The organism is Gemella haemolysans (genome assembly GCF_001553035.1).
GTDB classification, from domain to species: domain Bacteria; phylum Bacillota; class Bacilli; order Staphylococcales; family Gemellaceae; genus Gemella; species Gemella haemolysans_B.
In genome coordinates this window covers 50,969-71,056 of sequence record NZ_KQ959992.1, presented here as the reverse complement: position 1 = coordinate 71,056, position 20,088 = coordinate 50,969, and the positions used below count along the sequence as shown (strand labels likewise).

Below are 20,088 nucleotides of genomic sequence, written 5' to 3'. Positions count from 1 at the left end.
TATTCAATATACCTCGTTATTGGACGCTTACGTTGCAATTCAAGGATTATTTAAGTACTTCAATAAAAAAGAAGTAAAATAAATATATAGTTTACATAACGTTATTTATGTAAACTATATATTTTTATAATATCTTTTATAAATTTTGTTTTTCCAGCAGTATAGCCTTCTCTATCATACTTATACATTAGTTCTAAGTCTAATTTTAATCTTTCATATTGTTTTGCTAATTTTGGATTTTCTATTAGTATATCTCTAAACTTAACTTCTTCAATATCACCTTTTATTCTTACATGAAGATGGTAGACTTTATCTAAAAAACCATCCTCCCCATATCCTTTAACTAGAAAAGCTCTATTCTCCTCTATCCAACGTAGTTCCCATTCAACAATCAGTATGTTAATTGTACTATCAAAATCATCACTTTCATTGATTTCTAAAATTATATCTATTATGTCCTTTGAACATATATTTGGAATGGCTGTACTACCTATATGATATAAGTTTACTTTATATTTTTTTAGTTTAGACAATAAATTTATTTTTTCATCTTCATACCAATGTACCCATTCTCTATTATGTTCAACAAGTTTTATAGGAAATTTCCTTTTAAAATCTTCATCTCTCAATATTTTATTCATTTATAAAAAATACCTCCAAAAAAATAAAAAATGCTAGGATAGGCAGAACCACCTATCACTAACATTATTTGAATACATGTAATGAATTTTTGAAATACTCGATTCCAGATAGTATCGTTAAAATTACTGATATCCACAATAGAATATAATCTAGTTTAAATCCCATAGTATTAAAAATAGGATTTCCTAATAATATAAGAATTATAGCGATTAATTGACTAATAGTCTTTAGTTTTCCTAAAATACCAGCAGGTATAACTTCACCTTTTTCAACAGCTAATAATCTAAGACCTGTTACAGCAAATTCTCTCGCAATTACAACAACTACCATCCAACTGTGCATTAATCCTAATTCAACCATAACTATAAATGCACTTCCAACAAGAAGTTTATCAGCTAATGGATCTAAGAATTTACCCATATTTGTAACTAAATTATATTTTCTTGCTAAATAACCATCAATAAAATCAGTAAATGATGCAAATATAAATATTAATGCTGCTATAAAAATATTTAAGGATATATCTCTTCCTCCTAGAATAGAAATACTTCCTCCCATATCAACTAGTAAAAATAGTATAAATACAGGTATTAATATTGTTCTAAATAATGTTATTTTATTCGGTAGATTCATTATTTTTTAATTACCCTTCTAACTTAAAGTATAAATTCAATTCATTATTAATTATAACATATTCTATAACTTGCTACAATAAAAAATACAGGATAAATCTAATTATCCTGTATTTCAAAAGTGTTATTGACCAGTACCTGGAGTTTCTGTACTAGCTGGTGGTACTGTCGTAGCTGGTGCTTCTGGAATTGTAGTAGAACCGCTATTAGCTGGTGTTTCAGTAGTTGCTGCACTATTCGATGGATTACTTGGTCCACTACTCTCAGCAGAAGTATTACTATTAGAATTATTACTAGAAGAGTTACTACTATTACTATAGCTTGGTGTGTATGTATTTGCAGGTTGTTGAGGAGCTGGTGCTTCATGTGTTTCTGCAGTAGCTTGTGCCTGTGTTTCCTGCTGTTGTTGAGATTGATTAGATTCTGTAGACTTAGGAGCCTCTAAAGCTGTTAACGCATCTTTAATACTCTGAACGATAGAATTGTAGTCTTCTTCTTTTTCAAATAAAACTGATTTTTCTTTTTCAAGAGTAGATTGTAATTCATTTAATTCTTTTTTTACAGAATCAACTTTCTCATTATTTTTCTTATCTTCATCATTTAATGAAGCGTTTTTAATTTTTTCCTTAACAGCGTTATTTAGTTTTTCACGCATGTTTTTAATTGCATCATTATACTCACTGTTTAGTTTATCTTTGTTCTCTTTTGCAACTTCATCCTTTTTATCAAGAATTGATTTAAATATTTCAATTTTTTTATTTAAGTCATTTTCTTTATTAAATTTAGAAACTGTTTCTTTTATTAATTTCTCTAATTTAGAATCTTCTTTTTTATTCTCAACTTTTGGTTTATTACTATTCAGTGCTTGTTGCTTTTGATAAGCATATGCAGATAATCCAATAACTGCTAAAATTACTATAGTTAGTAATCCTATTAATAATTTATTATTTTTTTTCACTTTTATTCACCTCTAATATAATTTAACTACGATTTACATAATTAATTTTATGTAAACTTTTTTTTGCTTTTATTCATAATCTTCTGCGTATTCTTTTTCTAAAAATACTTTTCTTGGTTTACTCCCATCTACGGGTCCAATGTACCCATCTTCCTCAAGCATATCTATTATTCGAGCTGCTCTATTATAGCCTATCTTAAATCTTCTTTGCAATAATGAAGCGGAAGCTTTTTGTGTTTTAGCTATAAATAATAGTACCTCTTTATATAACGGATCTACATCTTCTCCTGATGTGCCTCCATTTTGTGAACTTACTTCACTTGGAGTCATATTTGGATCGTACTGTGCTTCAGACTGACTCTTTACAAAGTCAACAACTTTCTCTACTTCTTCATCAGATAAGAATGCTCCTTGCACACGTACTGGCTTACTTGAATCAGCTGATAAGTAAAGCATATCACCTTTACCTAGTAGTGTTTCTGCACCCGATTTATCAAGAATAGTTCTTGAATCAATACTAGAACTTACAGCAAAAGCAATTCTTGATGGAATATTGGTTTTAATAACTCCTGTAATAACATCAACTGAAGGTCTTTGAGTTGCTATTATCATATGTATACCAGCTGCCCTAGCTTTCTGTGCTATTCGAGCAATTGATTCTTCTACTTCTTTAGAAGATACCATCATTAAATCAGCTAACTCATCTATAATAACTACTATATAAGGAAGTTCTTTATAGTCTGGATCTTTTGCAGCAATTTTGTTATAACCTTCCATATTTCTTACTCTAGCTCTTGCAAACTCTCTGTATCTGTTTTCCATTTCAAGAACAACTTTATGTAGAACATCGGCTGCTTTCACAGGATCTGTAACAACAGAAGTAAGTAAGTGTGGAATACCATCATAAATTGATAGCTCAACCATCTTAGGATCTATCATTATCAATTTAACTTTATCTGGTTTATTTTTTAATAATATACTCGTAATTATCGTATTTACACAAACTGACTTACCACTTCCTGTAGAACCTGCTATTAATAAGTGAGGTGTTTTATCAATTCTAGTAAAAATTGATTCACCTGATACATCTTTACCTAATGCAACAGATAGTGGTGAATTATCTTCATCATTAACAAAAACCTCTTTCATCGTTACTAGCTCATTTACCGTATTAGGTATTTCTATACCTATTAATGATTTACCGGGAATTGGTGCTTCAATACGTACATCTTTAGCTGCTAAATTTAGTGCTATATCATTACTTAAGTTTACTATCTTACTAACCTTAGTTCCTGGAGTTGGTAATATTTGGAACTGTGTAATCGATGGTCCTACTATTGCTTTGACAATCTTAACCTCAATACCGAAATTATTAAATGTACTTTGAAGAATTTTTGATTTTTCTACTACATCACCTTTAGTAATAGTTTGCTTCTTAACTGGGTTATTAAGTAGAGTAACTGGTGGAAGTTGATAATTATCATACGACTCTTCTGAAACTATTTCATTAACCGTTTCTTCTTCAACAGTAATATGTTCTTTATTTAATTTAGGTTGTTTTCTAGAAGGACGTTGTATAATTTCCTCATCATAGAATTCTTCATCTTCTTTGAATTCTCTTATATCAACAACTAAATCTTTATCTTTAATTTTATTATATCTTTGTTCATTAGAGTTTTCTCTATTAACATTAGACGAATTATATTCGTCATAGATAATATCATCCTCTTCTTGATAATCATCTAAAGAATCTTCTATATACTCATTTTTATCAAATGCATTAACTATATGATGTTTAATCCTTAAGACTAACTCCCTATGATTAATATTAAAATATAAAAATATAACTGTTATTATAGCTGATATTATTACCAATAATGAACCATAATAAGATAATAAATAAATTAAGAATTTAACAGGATAATATGATAATAGTCCTCCACCATATGAACTAACTCTATTATTGTAAATATCATTAAAACCTAATAAATTATTATCACTATTGCCAATGTAAATTAACTGAAATAGAAAATCTACTAAAATTAATAATATTACTATAATTGCTGGAGTTTTTAGCTTTTTATTCATAATATAATATATTGGTGTTGCAACTATTATTATATAGATAAGATAACTAAAACTTCCAAATAAATATTTAAAAAGTGTATCAAAAAATCTACCAATAAATCCCATTTGCAAAACAGCTAAAATTACTATAAGAACAGAAATTACAAAATATAATCCACGATAGACTTCTTTAGACAAAACGGGAATAACATTTTTCTTTGGAGCTTTCTTTACACTTGCCTTTTTACCACTAACCTTAGTGGCTTTCTTATTTTTATTAGTTTTACTTGTTTTTTTTGTACTTTTTGTCTTTTTATTGCTCAATCTTCTCTCCTTTCTAGTCTTCTTCTACAAAAACTGCCTCAGTTGGACAATTAACTTTTGCTTCTAAAACTAAACTACGATACTTTTCAGCAACTTCATCAGTCATCTTATTATCGTCGATAATGCAATACGCTATTCCGTCTTCATCATAATCATATACATCAGGGCATATCGCATTACAATTACCACAAGCAATACAATCTTCTCGTATTATTTTAGTTTTCATTATTTTCTTCTTTCAAAAAATTAGAAAATTTCTCCAACGATTCTTTTCGATGACTGATACTATTTTTTTCGTCAGAACTTAATTCTGCAAATGTTTTTTCTAAACTTGGAACATAAAATATAGGATCATATCCAAAACCATTATTACCTCTTTGTTCAGAGATAATTTCACCATGACATTCTCCTCTAAAAGTAAATTCCGTACCATCAGGTTTAACTAACGCTATAACTGATACAAACTTAGCATTTGATTTCTTACCATCTAACTCAGATAATACTTTCTCTATATTCTTTGCATCAGTTTGTTCTTTTGAATATCTTGCAGAATAGACTCCAGGACGACCCTCTAATAGTTCAACACTAAGTCCACTATCATCTGCTATTGCAGTTTTTCCTGAATATTTTGAGATTGTTCTTGCCTTTATCAAAGCATTTTCTTCAAATGTTAATCCATCTTCAATAATCTCATCAGTAAAATTAATATCTTTTAAAGTTAGTATATTATAATCACTTAATATGCTTTTTATTTCTTCAACTTTATGTGCATTATTCGATGCTAAAATCAATTCTTTCATTGTATCACTCCTATATTTCAACTACTTCTGCATTAATATCTTTCTTTAACCACTTAGAAGCAATACTATCAAAATTATCACTTTCTTGTGAAATAAAGAATCTGTGTTCTTTTTTATTTAACTTTTTCTGATGTAATTTTGCATATCCTAAAACAGTACTTACTTCACGTGCTGCTTCTCTTCCTGAAGAAATAACTTTAATATTATTACCATAATATTCTTCTATATCTTTCTTCAATATAGGATAATGTGTACAACCAAGAACTACAGTATCAACTCCCAGTGTATTAGTATTACCTAATGTATCAGATATTAAATTTTTAGTAGCCTCTTTATCAAGATTTCCTTCTGACTCAATAAACGGTACAAAAGCTGGGCAGGCTTTATCAAAAACTATAATATTAGAATTGATATTTTCGATTTCCATATCATATACTTTTGAATTTGCTGTAAATTTTGTTCCTAATACCAGTACTTTATTATTCTCTGTTGCTTGTATAGCTCGTCTTGCACCTGGTTGAACAACTCCTATAATAGGTACTTCATATTTATTTTGCAGATAGTCTAGTGCCGCAGCTGTTGCAGTATTACATGCTAAAACAACAAGCTTTACTCCCTTATCTATTAAGAATTTTACTGCTCTATCCGTATTTTTTATTATTTCTTCCTTTGTTTTATCACCATAAGGGCAATTTTTAACATCTCCGAAATAATAGATAGTTTCATTGGGTAACTGTCTCATAATCTCACGAGCAACTGTTAGTCCACCTACTCCACTATCAAATACTCCTATTGCATTATTCATATATGGCCTCTTTCTTAATTAGAACCGAGCATCTCTTCTAGTTCTAATATTTTAGTATAAGATTTAGTTTCTATTCCTACAAATTCTTTAAATACCATATTTAAAAATGAGAATAATTGAATTAAATCTTTGTTTTCTATTTCCAAACTTTCTAAAAAGTCGATATTTTTAACAGTCATATAATATGTAAGTTTCACTAATGAATCACTAAGACCATATACACTATGATCAATATTAAACTTATCAACAAAGCTATTCTTTAAAAAGCTATATCCTACATAAGGTTGATCTGTTTTTTGATATTTAAACATAAAACCCTGACCTTTTAAAATTTGACACAAAAAATATATTAAAACAAGTTTTTCAGAAACATCATTTTCTATATTTTTTAAACATACCTTCAATAACTTATACATATTAAATGTATCATCATTTATTAAATTAACATATTCCAACATATTGGCAACATAGCTATTTTTTAATATGTCATATACAATATTTGTATACGTATTTTCTATTTCTAGATTTGTAATTTTGTTCATTCCACTAGTAGGAAAAAAATTAATAGATACCTCATATGGTGTACTAACCTTAATTTTCTTCTTACTTTTATGGACATTTTCATAAAAAAAACTTTCTATATTACCCTGTTCAGTTAAAACATGCAATATTTCATGGTAATCTCTATATCTTATTTTTTTTATTATTATTCCTGTAATAAAATTTCTATTAGTCAAAAATATCATCCCTATAGCCAAGGTCACGAATTTGGTTTGGTTTAGATCTCCAGTTATCAATAACTTTAACCCAAAGTTCTAAAAATACTTTCTCCCCTAGAAGAACCTCGATATCTTTTCTTGCTCTAGAACCAATTTCTTTAATCATCTTACCTTGTTTACCAATAATCATACCTTTTTGTGATTTTCTTTCAACAACAATTGTAGCTATAATATTTTTCTTTTTACCATGTTGTTTCTCTATTCTATCAATCACAACAGCAATTGAATGTGGAATCTCTTGCTCTGTTAATTGTAGTACTTTTTCCCTAATGAATTCCGATATTACAAAATACTCCGGAGAGTCAGTAATCACATCATCAGGATACATTTTAAAACTTGGTTGTAAGTATTTTTTTGTTGTATTTAATAGATTATCAACATTTATTGATTTTAATGCTGAAATTGGAACTATCTCAACAAAATCATATAAATCTTTATAAAATTCAATAATCTGAATAAGTTGTTCAGGTGAAATTAAATCGATCTTGTTAATTAATAAAAACGTTGGAACTTTTAATTCCTTAACTATATTTATTAAATGTTGATCTCCAGGCCCAAACTTCTCACTCGCATTTATAATTAGATAAACTATCTCAGATTCTTGAATTGCACTACTAGCAAGTTTCATCATATAATCACCAAGTCTATGTTTTGGCTTGTGAATACCAGGTGTGTCAATAAAGACTATTTGTGAATCATTATCTGTATAAACACCATTTATAATATTACGTGTCGTTTGTGGTTTATCCGACATTATTGCTATTTTTTGTTTTAATATATTATTTAATAACGTAGATTTACCAGCATTAGGTCTACCTATAATTGTGACAAATCCCGTTTTAATTTGTTCTTCAAACATGCTTATCTCCTTAAACCAAACTTCTCAAGAATCTCATCTTGTTTACCAAACATTTCTTTTTCATCTTCTTCAGTCATGTGGTCATAACCTAGTAAGTGTAAAAATCCATGTACTGCAAGAAAACCTATTTCTCTATCAAAACTATGTTCGTACTCTTTTGCTTGTTCATGAGCAATATCTACACAGATAATCACATCACCAATAGAATTAATCTCATCTTCAAGACCAATAATATCAATTTCATCTTCGACTTCATCATTTAACGCAAAAGAGATAACGTCTGTAGGTACATCTTTTCCTCTATAGTCACGATTAATTTCTTGTATTTCTTCTTTACTAACAAATGATAACGACATCTCAGTAATCTCAGTATCAACACCTTCATACTCAGCTGCACAATCTAATAGTTTTAGCAACATATCTTTTGTACTATCTTCTACTAAGTTATTATCATCTATAATTTCAACAAATGTCATGATTTTCTCCTTATATATTCTTATTTAGAGGGGCTAATTCAAGACAAAAACCCTAAATTCTCCCCTCACATACTATTTTAATTTATTAAAATTTTGTTGTCTTAAAGCTTCATAAATTATTAATGCAGCTGTATTAGACAAGTTTAGAGAACGAACATTTTCGCTCATTGGAATACGTAATGCTTGTTCACTATATTTCTCTCTAAATTCCTTTGGTAAACCTTTTGTCTCTCTACCAAAAATAAAATAGATGTCTTCATTATCTGCATTTGAAAAATCAAAATCACAATAATTTTTCGTTCCAAATTTAGTTATAAGATAGTAGTGCTTATCATTAGTTGCTTCTAAAAATTCATCAAAACTATCCCAAACAACTAAATCTAGATGTTCCCAATAATCTAAACCAGCTCTTTTTACATGTTTATCATCAATAGAGAATCCTAGTGGTCTAATTAAGTGTAATCTTGTATTAGTTCCAACACAAGTACGTGCAATATTTCCTGTATTAGCTGGAATCTCTGGTTGGAATAAAACTATATTATTCATAATTAACTAGAATGGAAGTTTGCCACCAAACATTCTTCCAAGACCCTTTCTTTTAGATTTATCATTCATAAGTCCGCCGAATTGTTTCATCATCTTTCTCATTTCTTCAAATTGTTTGATAAGTTTATGAACCTCATTAAGAGGTCGACCACTACCTTGTGCAATACGTTTTCTACGCGGTACGTTTATAATATCAGGATTTTGTCTTTCTTCAATTGTCATTGACTTAATAATAGCCTCGATATAGACAAATTGTTTTTCATCAACAGCATCTAAATTCATATTTTTTAGTTTACCCATTCCTGGAATCATTCCAAGTATGTCTTTAAGACTACCTAATTTTTTAACTTGTTCTAATTGAGTTAAGAAATCTTCAAAAGTAAAACTTTGATTTAGAATTTTTTCCTGCATTTTTTTAGCTTCATCTTCATCGATAGAAGCTTGAGCTTTTTCGATTAATGTAAGTACGTCACCCATACCTAAAATACGAGATGCCATACGTTCTGGGTGGAATAACTCAAGGTCATTCATTTTTTCACCCATACCGACTAACTTAATTGGTTTTCCTGTAATTGACTTAATAGATAGTGCAGCACCACCACGAGTATCACCATCTAACTTAGTTAGTACTAAACCAGTAATATCAAGTTGTTCATCAAATGAAGTCGCAATATTAACTGCTTCTTGACCTATCATAGAATCGACAACAAGTAATATTTCATCTGGTGTTGTAGCAGCTTTAATATTTTTTAATTCATCCATTAATAGTTCATCGATGTGTAAACGTCCAGCTGTATCGATGATTACATAGTTGAAGTAATTTTCTTTAGCAAAAGCTAATCCATCCTTAACAATATCTACTGGATCTTTATCTACATAAAATACTTCGATATCAAGTTGCTTACCTAATGTTTTTAATTGTTGAACTGCAGCGGGTCTATAAACGTCAGCAGCAATAAGAAGCGGTTTTTTCTTCATAGTCTTTTTAACTTTAAGCGCTAATTTACCTGCTGTTGTTGTTTTACCAGCCCCTTGAAGACCAACCATCATTACAGTAGTAATTTTACCACCTTGGTTTAATTCAACATTAGAACCACCTAGTAATTCAACTAATTCTTCATTTACAATTTTTACTACTTGTTGTGCCGGAGTAAGAGATTTCATAACCTCTGTTCCAACTGCTCTTTCGCTTATTTTCTTTACAAATTCTTTTACAACCTTGAAGTTAACGTCCGCTTCTAATAAAGCTAATCTAACTTCACGCATCATTTCTTTTACATCCGCTTCTGAAACTTTACCTTTTCCAGTAAGCTTAGCTATTGTATTTTGTAATCTTTCTGATAAATTCTCAAATGCCATACAAGCTCTCCTAATTTTCTAGTTTTATCAATTCTTCAACATACGTTAGTACTTCTGTATCAGTAGTTGATTTTTTTATCTCATTTAGTAAAAACAATCTCTGATTGTTTAATTTAATTAAATTTAACTTCTCTTCAAACTGTTCTAATTCTAATATTGTTCTCTTAATATTATTAGATACAGCTTGTTTTGATATATTATAATTTTCAGAAATCTCTGTTAGCGATAAATCGTTAAAATAATAGTCATCTAAATACTGTCTTTGTTTATCACTAAGTAATTCAGAGTAAAAATCATAGAGTTGTGAAATCTTTATAACTTGTTCTATTTCCACAATGTTCCTCCAGTCATTAAATATAAATCTACATCATTATATTATACGATAAAATCGCGTTTTTTTCAAATTTTTACCGCTTTTTTAAAAAATAAAATCAACTCAAATAAAAACTATTTTGAGCTGATTTATTTACATTTATTTTAAAATATATGATTTATTTTTAATACAAATTAATTTGAATTATTTACATATAATCCAATGCAGAATTATCAATCGTTATTGTAATTTTCTCTCTAGAAAAGCTTTCGGCAAAATAATCATTAATATACTTTAATAAAGAATAAAGTTTATTATAATCTTCATCTTGATATCTTATAGCAATATTGAATTTATATTCATTATTTATTTTATAAAACAGACTCTTATTAGGTCCTAATACTGATAAATTAGTTTGTTTCTTACTAATAAAATCGAATATCATCTTAGCAACACGTTCTGTTTTTTGTTCATCATATCCTTTTATTGTTATAAATGAGATTTTACAAAATGGAGGATAGTCTATTAACTTTCTTCTGTTAAGTTCATATTTATAAAACTTCTCATAGCTATGTTCAATTGCATAATCTAGTATATTGCTGGCTATATTAGTTTGAAAGACAACTTCTCCTTCCTTCTCACTTCGTCCAGCCCTACCAGCAGTTTGAACTAGTAATTGGAATAGTTTCTCATTTGCTTTAAAACTAGGTAGTGCTATCATATTATCAATAGATAATACACCAACTAAAGTAATATTTGGAAAATCTAGTCCTTTTGAGATCATCTGTGTTCCTAATAAAATATCAGATTTGTGATTTTTAAAATCAGTAAGTAGCCTTTCATATGCCCCTTTTCTACTAGTGGTATCAGAGTCCATCCTTGTAATTCTAACACCTGGTATATTTTGATATAAGTACTCTTCAACGCGCTGTATACCATAATTCCCCGAAACTAATTCTGGATGTTCACAACACTTAGGTATATTAGAAATTTTCTTTTGATATCCACAAAAATGACAATGCAATGAATTATCATGTTTATGATAGTTTAAACTTATATCACAATTTTCACACTTATATAAATGCCCACACGAAAAACAACGAATAAAGTTAGTATATCCTCGTTTATTCATTAATAAGAGCACTTGTTCCTTCTTCTCTATTTTTTCTTTTATCTTAGTAAGTAATTCACTAGCAATAACATCTTCTTTTTCTGCAGTATGAACTATATTTATCATCGGTAATTTATTATTAAACCTTTGTGTAAGCCTTAATAAATTATTAGGATTATTCTTTTCAAAATTATAATATAGATCAACTGAAGGTGTTGCACTAGCATATACTACAGTTGATTTATTATAGATTCCACGCTTTCTAGCAATATCCTTAGCATCATATCTCGGTGACTCAGTCTGTTTATAACTATTTTCATGTTCTTCATCAATGATAATAATACCTAGATTATTAAACGGTGCAAAAACTGCAGAACGAGTACCTAAGCATATTTTAACTTTACCATCTCGAATTTTTTTCCACTCATTATACTTTTCTTTTACATTGAGTCTAGAATGTATAACTGCTATGTTATCGCTAAATACTTTTCTAAATTTCTTTTCAATTTGCGGTGTTAATATTATCTCAGGAACTAATATTATAGCGTCATTCCCTTTTTTAATAACCGCTTCAACAAGCTTTATATAAATCTCCGTTTTCCCTGCACCTGTTACACCATGTAAAAGATACTCATTGAATTTATTAGTATTGAAATTCTCGCTAATTCTATCATAAATTTTTTGCTGGTGCTCACTTAATTTCGTATTATTTTCTAGTATAGATGTATTTATATCATGTTTAATATCTTCTTCTGTAATTCTAATTACATTCTTTTCAAGTAGTTTTTTCGTAACAGAGTTTCCTATATTTAGTTTATCTTTAACCTTTGATTTTTTTATTTTATCATTAGTAATTAAAAAATCGACTAATTCTTTTTGTTTTTTTGTTAATTTAACATCTTCATATTTATCTAACACATAAAACTCTTCTGTTTCGTTGTTTTTAATTTCTTTAATTCTACTTATCAGCCTAATAGCTTTTAGTGAGATTAAGTATCCTATTTGTTCAATTGAAAATAGCTTCTCAAGTTTATTCTTTTCGATTAAATTGTCCGTATTGAAGTGTTTTGCATAATCCAAAAGTAATGTTTTATTACCATCAAGAAGCTCATAGTATTCTATATACTTATTCTTTAGGCTTGTCGGAACAATAGTTTCTATAGCTTGAATTCTTGTACAAAAAAGTTCATCAGCCATCACTTTAGACAATAGAATCATTTCTTTTGTTAATATTGGAAAGTCATCCTTTAGTCTTTTAATATATTTAAACTTATTCGTTGTTTCTACTTCAGAATTCCCACTTCTAGTATCTACTACATAGCCTTGAACCGTTCTTGTTCCAAAAGGAACCTCGACTCTATATCCTACTATATCCATACCTTTAAATTCCTCAGGTACAAGATAAGAATAAACTTGATTAACATTATGATTATTTACATCAATTATTACCTCAGCATACATAATCTCACCTCCTTCAAATTAAAATTCATTTATTTTGATATTTCATCAACTATAGCTTTTGCAATATTATTTTTATTGCTTTTATCAATTTTCTTAATATTATCGTGTTTATCTATTATATAGACCTCATTATCATCACTACCAAAACCTATATCTTTTTTAGATATATCATTAGCAACAATAAAATCAAGATTTTTCTTAACTATCTTTTCTTTCGCATACTCTATCAAATTATTTGTTTCCGCAGCAAAACCAATAACTTTTTGTTTATCTGTTTTATTATCACCGACATATTTTAATATATCTTGTGTTCTTTGAAATTCAATTGTTAAATTTCCGTCTTGTTTTTTTACTTTTTTATCAAAAACTTGAACTGGTGTATAATCTGATACAGCTGCTGCCTTTATGATAAAATCACAATCCTTAAAATTATTTTTTACTACTTCAAACATATCATTTGTACTAGTGATTTTTATTTTTTTTACTTTACTGCTTATAGTATCATTATCAACGCTAGACACCAAGATTACTTCTGCCCCTCTTCTTGCACACTCATTCGCAATAGAAATACCCATTTTTCCTGTAGATGGATTTGTTAAGCATCTAAATGGATCGATGAATTCTTTTGTAGGCCCCGCAGTTACTAATACCTTTTTCCCTTTTAAATTCTGTTCAACTTCTTGAAACACAAAACTTTCAATTTTTTCGATTGAAGGAAATTTACCTTCACCCACATCTCCACATGCTAGAAGCCCACTATCAGGTTTCACAAAATTAAAACCAAGTTTAATTAATTTATTCATATTATCTTGGATAATTGGATTTCTATACATAAATGTATTCATCGCTGGGACAATATAAACAATAGATGTATCTCTTACTGCTAGCATTAATGAAGTAGCTAAGTCATCTGCAATTCCATTTGCGAATTTCGAAATTAGATTAGCTGTAGCTGGTGCTACAATTATTTTATCAGCCCACTTCGTTAAATCTATATGTTGTATTTCATTCTCGTCTATCTCTTCAAAAGTACTAGTATAAACTCTATTTTTTGTTAAAGTTTGAAAAGGTAACTGTGTAACAAAATTTTCAGCATTTTTTGTAAGTATTACTTTAACATTATTACCCTGCTTCACGAGAGAACTGCATAACTCAATTGATTTATATGCTGCAATCCCCCCAGAAACTATTAATAAAATATTCATAGAATTCTCCTCTAAACTTAATTAATATAAGTCATGATCAGTATTATTTGTTCCAAAAACCGCCGTTTCAAGTTTCGATAGTCTTTTTAATATATCTAAGTTAGTTACCTGAACAGGTTTATCTTCACGACTTGTATTTTTTAAAGCTTCTATTTTAATTTTTAAGTTTTGATTTTCTATTTCTAATTCTTTAAGTCTAGTTATAAGTTTATCTAGCTTCATATAGTCTTCTATTATTAAATCTAAATAGTCATTAACATCTTCTTCACTATATCCTTTAACTCTACTTTTTCTAAACTCTTTTTCATAAATTTCTTTTGCTGTTAAATTTAATTCAATACTCATAATTTAACTCCTTTAATTAAATTCACTAAAATATGCGACACAACTAACAAAATATAGCGGTGCTGTTTCAGCTCTTAGTATTCTCTTACCTAATCCTATCACATCAAATTTATTTTCAGTTAAAAAATCAATCTCTTGTTCAGAAAGTCCACCTTCACTTCCAAACACTGCTATAACCTCTTTATTACTTAAATCAGAGTGTAATAAATTTTTTAAGTTGATATTTTCCTCATTTACTGATTCCTTCTCATAAGCTACAACTTTATGATCAAATTTTTCAGAAAATGCAATTAAATCTTTTAAACTATCAACATAAGTGATATCAGGAATTATATTTCTCTTAGACTGCTCAGCAGCCTCTTTTACGATTTTATTCCATCTATTTAATTTAGAATCTACCTTATCTTTCTTTACCTTAGCTACATTCCTCTCAGAATTAAATAGCACTATATTACTAACACCAAGTTCAGTTAATTTTTGCATTAAATATTCAATTTTATCATTTTTTAATGGCGGAATAGCCACTGTTATTTTTGTTGATAATTCATTAGTACCTATTACTTGTTCGTACGGCGTAATAAGAACTTTGTCTGCATTATTATCAACAATTGTACAAATGTATTTAATTTCATTATTAAATACAACATATACCTTATCTTCTATTTTCTTTCTCATAATTCTTACAATATGATTACTGTCATCTTTAGACAATTCATATGTTGATTCAACATTCAAATCTTCATTTATAAAATACTGTTGCATAAAAACTCCTAAATTTTAATCTTACAATTAATTTTACCTCATAATGCGCATTAATTCAATACTAGCAATCCTAATATAAAAGTAACGACTCGTAAATCTAATTTACAAGTCGTTACTTATCTTATTTATCAATTGTAGTTTAAAATTAATTCTAACAAAATCGACATTAATATTGAATTTAATATATTATTTAGCTCCCAGCTGGAATATAACCTTCGATATGTTGTTTAGCTAATTCTTCATGCTCTGGATAAGTTTTCGAGAAATAAGCTTTTCCATCTTTTGTAGCATGTAAGAAGTATAAATAGTCTGTATTCTCAGCATTATTTAATGCTTCGTAAGACGCAGATCCAATAGATGAAATAGGTCCTGGCGGTAAGCCAATAACAGCATATGTATTATAAGGTGAATTTAATGACAATTCTGCCTGCGTTGGTGCTCCAGTTAACTTATCAGCTGCATAGTTGGCTGAAGGGTCAGTCTGTAATTTCATTCCTTGAGCTAATCTATTTAAGAATACACTTGCAATAAGTTTATTCTCATCTGATTTCGTAGATTCTTTTTCAAGAATACTTGCCATTGTCATATAATCATGAATAGAAATTTCTTTATCTTGTCCATTTATTTTCCAAGTTTTATTATTTTTCTTGTACAATGGTACTACTTTTTCGTTAGTTAACTTAACCATTTTAGTAATTAAACTCTCTACAGTCTCATTATCATTTATGTCATAAATAGCTGGGTATAAATATCCTTCTAAAGCATATTTAATATCTTTTCCATAAACATCATCCGTGATTAATTCAGGGAATTGTTTCTGTAATTTTTTAATAAATTCAGCATCATTAACTTTTTCTAAAAATTCATCACTACTTAATTTAGTCTTTTCTAAATTCTTAGCAATTTTAAGAATACTGTCACCTTCTATTAAAGCAAACGAATTACCTGAGCTAGCTTTATTTTTAGTACCAAGCTCTTGTATAATTTGAGATAAGTTCATGCTTTGTTTTAAATTAAAGTTACCCACGTAAAAAGATGTATTAGGGTGTAATCTTGCATAAATTTTAAAAACTTCCTCGTTTTTAATTAAACCTTTGGCTTTTAATTCTTGAGCAATCTTAGCACTACCATAATTTTCTCTAATCTCAACGGGAATATCTTTATTATTAGTCTTATCAACTGGAGTTGTCATATAGTAAAACAGTGATAAGACTACTATTCCTAGAACAACAAAGAAAGTAATAATTACAGGAATAATTGATTTTTTCTTCCTATTTTTTTTCTTTAGTTCTCTACTTCTTCTAATTTTATCTTCTCTCATCTTTTACTCACTTTCATCGTAGTAGAAAGTATCTAATACTTCTGAAATCATATCGTATTCTTCATCTGTTTCAACTGGTTCAAATCTAACACTATCCTCACCATCTTCAACACATACCATTGGGAAGATGCTAATTTCCTCTTCGTCAATTGTTTCTTCTTCAGCAAAAATATAGTATAAATTACCGTTGGTTGGATTAGTAAATTCTAAAATTTTACGGTATTCTTTTTCTTCACCTTCTAATGTACTAAGTGTGTACACCTCTTCTGTATTATCGATACTAATGTTTTTTAAATCTTTCTCTTGCATTTAATTTTCCTCCTGAAATATATATATTAATTTAATTTATCTAAATATGTCTGAAGTATTAATACTGCAGCCATTTTATCAATAACATTTTTTCTTTTTTTTCTTGAAACATTAGCTTCAAGAAGTACTCTTTCAGCACCCATTGTAGTCAAACGTTCATCTTGTAAAATTATTTCAACATTTTTTATTTTCTTTTTCAATACTTCTACAAAATACAGTGTTGCTTCTCCTCTAAAACCTACAGAATTATCCATGTTTTTAGGAAGACCAACTACTATTGTTCCTACATTGTGCTCTTGAACTAATTCCTTAATTCTTTTAATTTTAAAATCTTTAACCTGCTCATTAATATTTATGGTTTCTATACCTTGTGCAGTGAACCCTAACAAATCACTAACGGCAACACCTATAGTTTTTGATCCGTAATCAAGGCCCATAATTCTTTTATCTAACATTTAAGACTCCTGTATAAAAAAGTATAATAAGTACTCTAGTATATCATCCATTTCTATTAATCTTATTTGCTCCCTTGCATGATTATCTCTAGGAATATATACTGGATCAGCAGTTTTGATATATCCCATTAGTTGATTAATAGGGTCGTATCCACGCTGCTTAATTGTCTCAACAACATTTTTTAGAATGTTGTGAATATCATTTTTATCATAAAAATTGCTATCAAATAATCTTGTTTCATCGAAATTTGTCATAATCTTTACCTCCGATTATACTAACTCTACTAAGATACCTACTGCATTTTCTCCTGTATGTGTCGAAATAATTGGTGTTGTAGTAAATATTTCATCTTCACTTACTTCATAACCAAAAGCTTCTTTTAATTCTGCTTTGATTAAATCTACATACTCATCAGCTAAAGCATTTGGCAAGCTGATGTTTTTTATAGTTCTATTTTGTTTCACTTCTTCAATATGTTTAATTAAAGTTTGAACCAATTTTTTCTTACCACGAACTTTATCTAAGGCAACTAACTCAGTTTCTTTTAACTGTGTTAAAACTTTAATATTTAGTAAACCTCCAATTAAAGCTTGTGACTTACTTAGTCTACCACCTTTTACCAAATTGTCAAGTTTATCGATTGTAACATACGTTAAAATATTTTTAGCTTTCTCTCTTAAGTTCTCTGCAATTACCTCTACAGGCACATTTTCTTCAAGTTGTTTTAGACACTCTTTAAGTAAGAAAAACATACCTCGGGTTGTCGTCTTAGTATCTACAACATATACTCCTTCAAATTCTGAACTTGCGGTAACAGCCGTATTATATGTACCACTTAAAGCAGAAGAAAGTGTTAAAACAATAACCTTATAGCCTTCATTAGTCCATTTTTCAAAAGCTTCTATAAATTTCCCAATTGCAGGTTGACTTGTCGAATATGAAGTTGCTGTCCTCATCCTCTCAATATATTCATCATTGCTAATTGTACGGTAATCGTACTCTGTACCATCTATATTAATTGTCAGAGGAATTACATCCACATTGTATTTTTCAATTTCATCAAAAGTTAAATCACTAGATGAATCAATAATTACTTTTACTTTTTCTACCATTTACTCTTTCCTCTTTCTTTTATAATGTATAAACACATAATCAAATTCATTGTTTTCGTCTTTTGAAAATTCTTCTCTACTAATTAATTCCCATTTATTTTCATCAAATTCAGGAAACTTCGTATCAGCTTCTACAACTGTATCCACCTCAGTAATAAACATTTCATCACAGCTATCAAAATATTTATTATAAATCATGCCACCGCCGAAAATATAAGCCTTTTCCGTCTGTATATTCTCTAAAATAGAATCATCTGTATATACTTCAATATCTGAATAGTGACTTAAAGAATTTTTATCACGAGTTAATACTCTATTTATCCTATTAGGCAGTGCTCTACCAATACTATCCAATGTTTTACGTCCCATGATAATAGTTTGGTTAGTTGTTAATTCTTTAACCCTTAACATATCATTTTTCAAACGCCATGGAATAGTATTTTCTTGACCTATTGATTTATTTTTATCGTATGCAACTATTAGTGATAACATATTATACCTCCTAAACTGCGATTGGTGCTTTTATAAATGGATGACTTTCATAATTAATAATCTCAACATCCTCAATTTTAAGATCGAAGATACTTTCAAAATCATTAACTTTTAATTCCGGTAAAGAATACGGTGTTCTAGACATTTGTTCTTTTACTTGATCAAAGTGATTTTTATAAATATGAGCATCACCTAACGTATGAACAAATTCACCTACTTCAAGACCACATTCCTTAGCAATTAAAATAGTTAGTAATGAATATGATGCAATATTAAATGGCACACCTAAAAATACATCTCCGCTTCTTTGATATAACTGACAACTTAATTTTCCATCGTTCACATAAAATTGGAATAATGAATGACAAGGTGGAAGTGCCATAGTATCAACTTCTGCTGGATTCCACGATGACACAATTAAACGGCGTGATGATGGATTACTTTTAATTTGTTCAACTACATTTTTTAATTGATCAATGCCATTAAAGTCTCTCCATTGTTTACCATAAACATTACCTAAATCACCGTATTTTGCTGAAAATTCATCATCAGTTAGAACTCGTTCTTTGAATAATGACATTTGTTCTTTATATTGCTTAGAAAACTCTTCATCAACTAGAGTTCTATGACCAAAATCCGTCATATCAGGTCCAAGATATTCGCCACTTTCTACCCACTTTTTAAATGCCCATTCATTCCAAATATTATTTTTATTTTCTAATAAAAATCTAATATTAGTATCACCTTTAATAAACCATAATAATTCTGACCATACTAGATTAAAATTAACTTTTTTTGTAGTCAATAATGGGAACCCTTTAGATAAATCGAACTTCATCTGATATCCAAAAATACTTTTCGTACCAACTCCAGTTCTATCTTCTTTTTCAATTCCATTTTCTAAAATATGATTACATAATTTTAAATACTCTTTATCAGCCACTCTAATTCTCC

At 28.7% G+C, this 20,088-nt stretch carries 24 protein-coding genes; all 24 read right to left on the bottom strand.

What is annotated here, in order from left to right:
* Positions 1-101 precede the first annotated feature (101 nt).
* Positions 102-641: a GrpB family protein gene (locus HMPREF3186_RS08140; RefSeq protein WP_060914734.1), complete on the bottom strand. Its 540-nt coding sequence runs from the start codon at positions 639-641 to the stop codon at positions 102-104.
* 64 nt (positions 642-705) lie between these two features.
* Positions 706-1,275, bottom strand: a complete 570-nt coding sequence (gene pgsA / locus HMPREF3186_RS08135) for a CDP-diacylglycerol--glycerol-3-phosphate 3-phosphatidyltransferase (protein WP_060914733.1) — start codon at positions 1,273-1,275, stop codon at positions 706-708.
* A gap of 123 nt (positions 1,276-1,398) precedes the next feature.
* Positions 1,399-2,232 carry a hypothetical protein gene (locus HMPREF3186_RS08130; protein ID WP_060914732.1) on the bottom strand — a complete coding sequence of 278 codons (834 nt, stop codon included), beginning with the start codon at positions 2,230-2,232 and terminating at the stop codon, positions 1,399-1,401.
* Positions 2,233-2,301: 69 nt separating this feature from the next.
* On the bottom strand, positions 2,302-4,425 hold the full coding sequence (locus HMPREF3186_RS08125) for a DNA translocase FtsK (RefSeq protein WP_060914738.1): 2,124 nt from the start codon (positions 4,423-4,425) through the stop codon (positions 2,302-2,304).
* A 211-nt stretch (positions 4,426-4,636) separates the two neighbouring features.
* A complete protein-coding gene (locus tag HMPREF3186_RS08120) occupies positions 4,637-4,849 on the bottom strand; it encodes a ferredoxin (RefSeq protein ID WP_060914731.1) in 213 nt (70 codons plus the stop codon).
* Positions 4,839-5,423 (bottom strand): XTP/dITP diphosphatase, encoded by a 585-nt coding sequence (locus HMPREF3186_RS08115; RefSeq protein WP_060914730.1) that lies wholly within the window; start codon positions 5,421-5,423, stop codon positions 4,839-4,841. Before HMPREF3186_RS08115 ends, HMPREF3186_RS08120 begins: the two co-directional genes overlap by 11 nt.
* A gap of 10 nt (positions 5,424-5,433) precedes the next feature.
* Entirely contained in the window at positions 5,434-6,228 is a 795-nt protein-coding gene (racE, locus tag HMPREF3186_RS08110) for a glutamate racemase (RefSeq protein WP_060914729.1), read from the bottom strand.
* A gap of 14 nt (positions 6,229-6,242) precedes the next feature.
* Complete coding sequence (gene recO / locus HMPREF3186_RS08105; protein ID WP_060914737.1) at positions 6,243-6,974, bottom strand: DNA repair protein RecO; 732 nt, start codon at positions 6,972-6,974, stop codon at positions 6,243-6,245.
* The gene (era, locus tag HMPREF3186_RS08100; RefSeq protein WP_060914728.1) at positions 6,958-7,866 is read right to left on the bottom strand and encodes a GTPase Era; all 909 of its coding nucleotides are present in this window, start codon (positions 7,864-7,866) and stop codon (positions 6,958-6,960) included. Before era ends, recO begins: the two co-directional genes overlap by 17 nt.
* Positions 7,867-7,868: 2 nt before the next feature.
* Entirely contained in the window at positions 7,869-8,342 is a 474-nt protein-coding gene (gene ybeY / locus HMPREF3186_RS08095; RefSeq protein ID WP_060914727.1) for an rRNA maturation RNase YbeY, read from the bottom strand.
* Between the two features lie 72 nt (positions 8,343-8,414).
* Positions 8,415-8,891: a tRNA (uridine(34)/cytosine(34)/5-carboxymethylaminomethyluridine(34)-2'-O)-methyltransferase TrmL gene (gene trmL, locus HMPREF3186_RS08090; protein ID WP_060914726.1), complete on the bottom strand. Its 477-nt coding sequence runs from the start codon at positions 8,889-8,891 to the stop codon at positions 8,415-8,417.
* A gap of 3 nt (positions 8,892-8,894) precedes the next feature.
* On the bottom strand, positions 8,895-10,247 hold the full coding sequence (gene ffh / locus HMPREF3186_RS08085; protein ID WP_060914725.1) for a signal recognition particle protein: 1,353 nt from the start codon (positions 10,245-10,247) through the stop codon (positions 8,895-8,897).
* Between the two features lie 10 nt (positions 10,248-10,257).
* A complete protein-coding gene (gene ylxM, locus HMPREF3186_RS08080; RefSeq protein WP_003144976.1) occupies positions 10,258-10,581 on the bottom strand; it encodes a YlxM family DNA-binding protein in 324 nt (107 codons plus the stop codon).
* 187 nt (positions 10,582-10,768) lie between these two features.
* Positions 10,769-13,132, bottom strand: coding sequence for a replication restart helicase PriA (gene priA, locus HMPREF3186_RS08075; protein ID WP_060914724.1), 2,364 nt, complete (start codon positions 13,130-13,132; stop codon positions 10,769-10,771).
* Between the two features lie 29 nt (positions 13,133-13,161).
* Positions 13,162-14,337, bottom strand: coding sequence for a bifunctional phosphopantothenoylcysteine decarboxylase/phosphopantothenate--cysteine ligase CoaBC (gene coaBC / locus HMPREF3186_RS08070; RefSeq protein ID WP_060914723.1), 1,176 nt, complete (start codon positions 14,335-14,337; stop codon positions 13,162-13,164).
* 21 nt (positions 14,338-14,358) lie between these two features.
* The gene (locus HMPREF3186_RS08065) at positions 14,359-14,682 is read right to left on the bottom strand and encodes a DivIVA domain-containing protein (RefSeq protein ID WP_060914722.1); all 324 of its coding nucleotides are present in this window, start codon (positions 14,680-14,682) and stop codon (positions 14,359-14,361) included.
* A gap of 12 nt (positions 14,683-14,694) precedes the next feature.
* A complete protein-coding gene (locus HMPREF3186_RS08060; protein ID WP_060914721.1) occupies positions 14,695-15,444 on the bottom strand; it encodes an RsmE family RNA methyltransferase in 750 nt (249 codons plus the stop codon).
* Positions 15,445-15,634: 190 nt separating this feature from the next.
* Positions 15,635-16,765: an endolytic transglycosylase MltG gene (mltG, locus tag HMPREF3186_RS08055; protein WP_060914720.1), complete on the bottom strand. Its 1,131-nt coding sequence runs from the start codon at positions 16,763-16,765 to the stop codon at positions 15,635-15,637.
* Positions 16,766-16,768: 3 nt separating this feature from the next.
* Entirely contained in the window at positions 16,769-17,074 is a 306-nt protein-coding gene (locus tag HMPREF3186_RS08050; RefSeq protein WP_003145557.1) for a DUF1292 domain-containing protein, read from the bottom strand.
* Between the two features lie 26 nt (positions 17,075-17,100).
* Positions 17,101-17,529: a Holliday junction resolvase RuvX gene (gene ruvX / locus HMPREF3186_RS08045; protein ID WP_003145599.1), complete on the bottom strand. Its 429-nt coding sequence runs from the start codon at positions 17,527-17,529 to the stop codon at positions 17,101-17,103.
* Positions 17,530-17,784, bottom strand: a complete 255-nt coding sequence (locus HMPREF3186_RS08040; protein ID WP_003144911.1) for an IreB family regulatory phosphoprotein — start codon at positions 17,782-17,784, stop codon at positions 17,530-17,532.
* 15 nt (positions 17,785-17,799) lie between these two features.
* Positions 17,800-18,642, bottom strand: a complete 843-nt coding sequence (locus HMPREF3186_RS08035; protein ID WP_060914719.1) for a DegV family protein — start codon at positions 18,640-18,642, stop codon at positions 17,800-17,802.
* Positions 18,643-19,134 carry a dihydrofolate reductase gene (locus tag HMPREF3186_RS08030; RefSeq protein ID WP_060914718.1) on the bottom strand — a complete coding sequence of 164 codons (492 nt, stop codon included), beginning with the start codon at positions 19,132-19,134 and terminating at the stop codon, positions 18,643-18,645.
* Positions 19,135-19,144: 10 nt separating this feature from the next.
* Entirely contained in the window at positions 19,145-20,083 is a 939-nt protein-coding gene (locus HMPREF3186_RS08025) for a thymidylate synthase (RefSeq protein ID WP_060914717.1), read from the bottom strand.
* Positions 20,084-20,088 lie beyond the last annotated feature (5 nt).

Coding starts and splice junctions, on each gene's coding strand:
- coaBC (WP_060914723.1), bottom strand. CDS start 14,337: ATGAATATTTTATTAATAGTTTCTGGGGGGATTGCAGCATATAAATCA.
- HMPREF3186_RS08030 (WP_060914718.1), bottom strand. CDS start 19,134: ATGTTATCACTAATAGTTGCATACGATAAAAATAAATCAATAGGTCAA.
- recO (WP_060914737.1), bottom strand. CDS start 6,974: ATGATATTTTTGACTAATAGAAATTTTATTACAGGAATAATAATAAAA.
- HMPREF3186_RS08040 (WP_003144911.1), bottom strand. CDS start 17,784: ATGACAAATTTCGATGAAACAAGATTATTTGATAGCAATTTTTATGAT.
- HMPREF3186_RS08050 (WP_003145557.1), bottom strand. CDS start 17,074: ATGCAAGAGAAAGATTTAAAAAACATTAGTATCGATAATACAGAAGAG.
- ffh (WP_060914725.1), bottom strand. CDS start 10,247: ATGGCATTTGAGAATTTATCAGAAAGATTACAAAATACAATAGCTAAG.
- HMPREF3186_RS08125 (WP_060914738.1), bottom strand. CDS start 4,425: ATGGGATTTATTGGTAGATTTTTTGATACACTTTTTAAATATTTATTT.
- priA (WP_060914724.1), bottom strand. CDS start 13,132: ATGTATGCTGAGGTAATAATTGATGTAAATAATCATAATGTTAATCAA.
- HMPREF3186_RS08115 (WP_060914730.1), bottom strand. CDS start 5,423: ATGAAAGAATTGATTTTAGCATCGAATAATGCACATAAAGTTGAAGAA.
- HMPREF3186_RS08140 (WP_060914734.1), bottom strand. CDS start 641: ATGAATAAAATATTGAGAGATGAAGATTTTAAAAGGAAATTTCCTATA.
- pgsA (WP_060914733.1), bottom strand. CDS start 1,275: ATGAATCTACCGAATAAAATAACATTATTTAGAACAATATTAATACCT.
- ybeY (WP_060914727.1), bottom strand. CDS start 8,342: ATGACATTTGTTGAAATTATAGATGATAATAACTTAGTAGAAGATAGT.
- HMPREF3186_RS08035 (WP_060914719.1), bottom strand. CDS start 18,642: ATGGTAGAAAAAGTAAAAGTAATTATTGATTCATCTAGTGATTTAACT.
- racE (WP_060914729.1), bottom strand. CDS start 6,228: ATGAATAATGCAATAGGAGTATTTGATAGTGGAGTAGGTGGACTAACA.
- mltG (WP_060914720.1), bottom strand. CDS start 16,765: ATGAGAGAAGATAAAATTAGAAGAAGTAGAGAACTAAAGAAAAAAAAT.
- HMPREF3186_RS08065 (WP_060914722.1), bottom strand. CDS start 14,682: ATGAGTATTGAATTAAATTTAACAGCAAAAGAAATTTATGAAAAAGAG.
- HMPREF3186_RS08060 (WP_060914721.1), bottom strand. CDS start 15,444: ATGCAACAGTATTTTATAAATGAAGATTTGAATGTTGAATCAACATAT.
- HMPREF3186_RS08120 (WP_060914731.1), bottom strand. CDS start 4,849: ATGAAAACTAAAATAATACGAGAAGATTGTATTGCTTGTGGTAATTGT.
- era (WP_060914728.1), bottom strand. CDS start 7,866: ATGTTTGAAGAACAAATTAAAACGGGATTTGTCACAATTATAGGTAGA.
- ruvX (WP_003145599.1), bottom strand. CDS start 17,529: ATGTTAGATAAAAGAATTATGGGCCTTGATTACGGATCAAAAACTATA.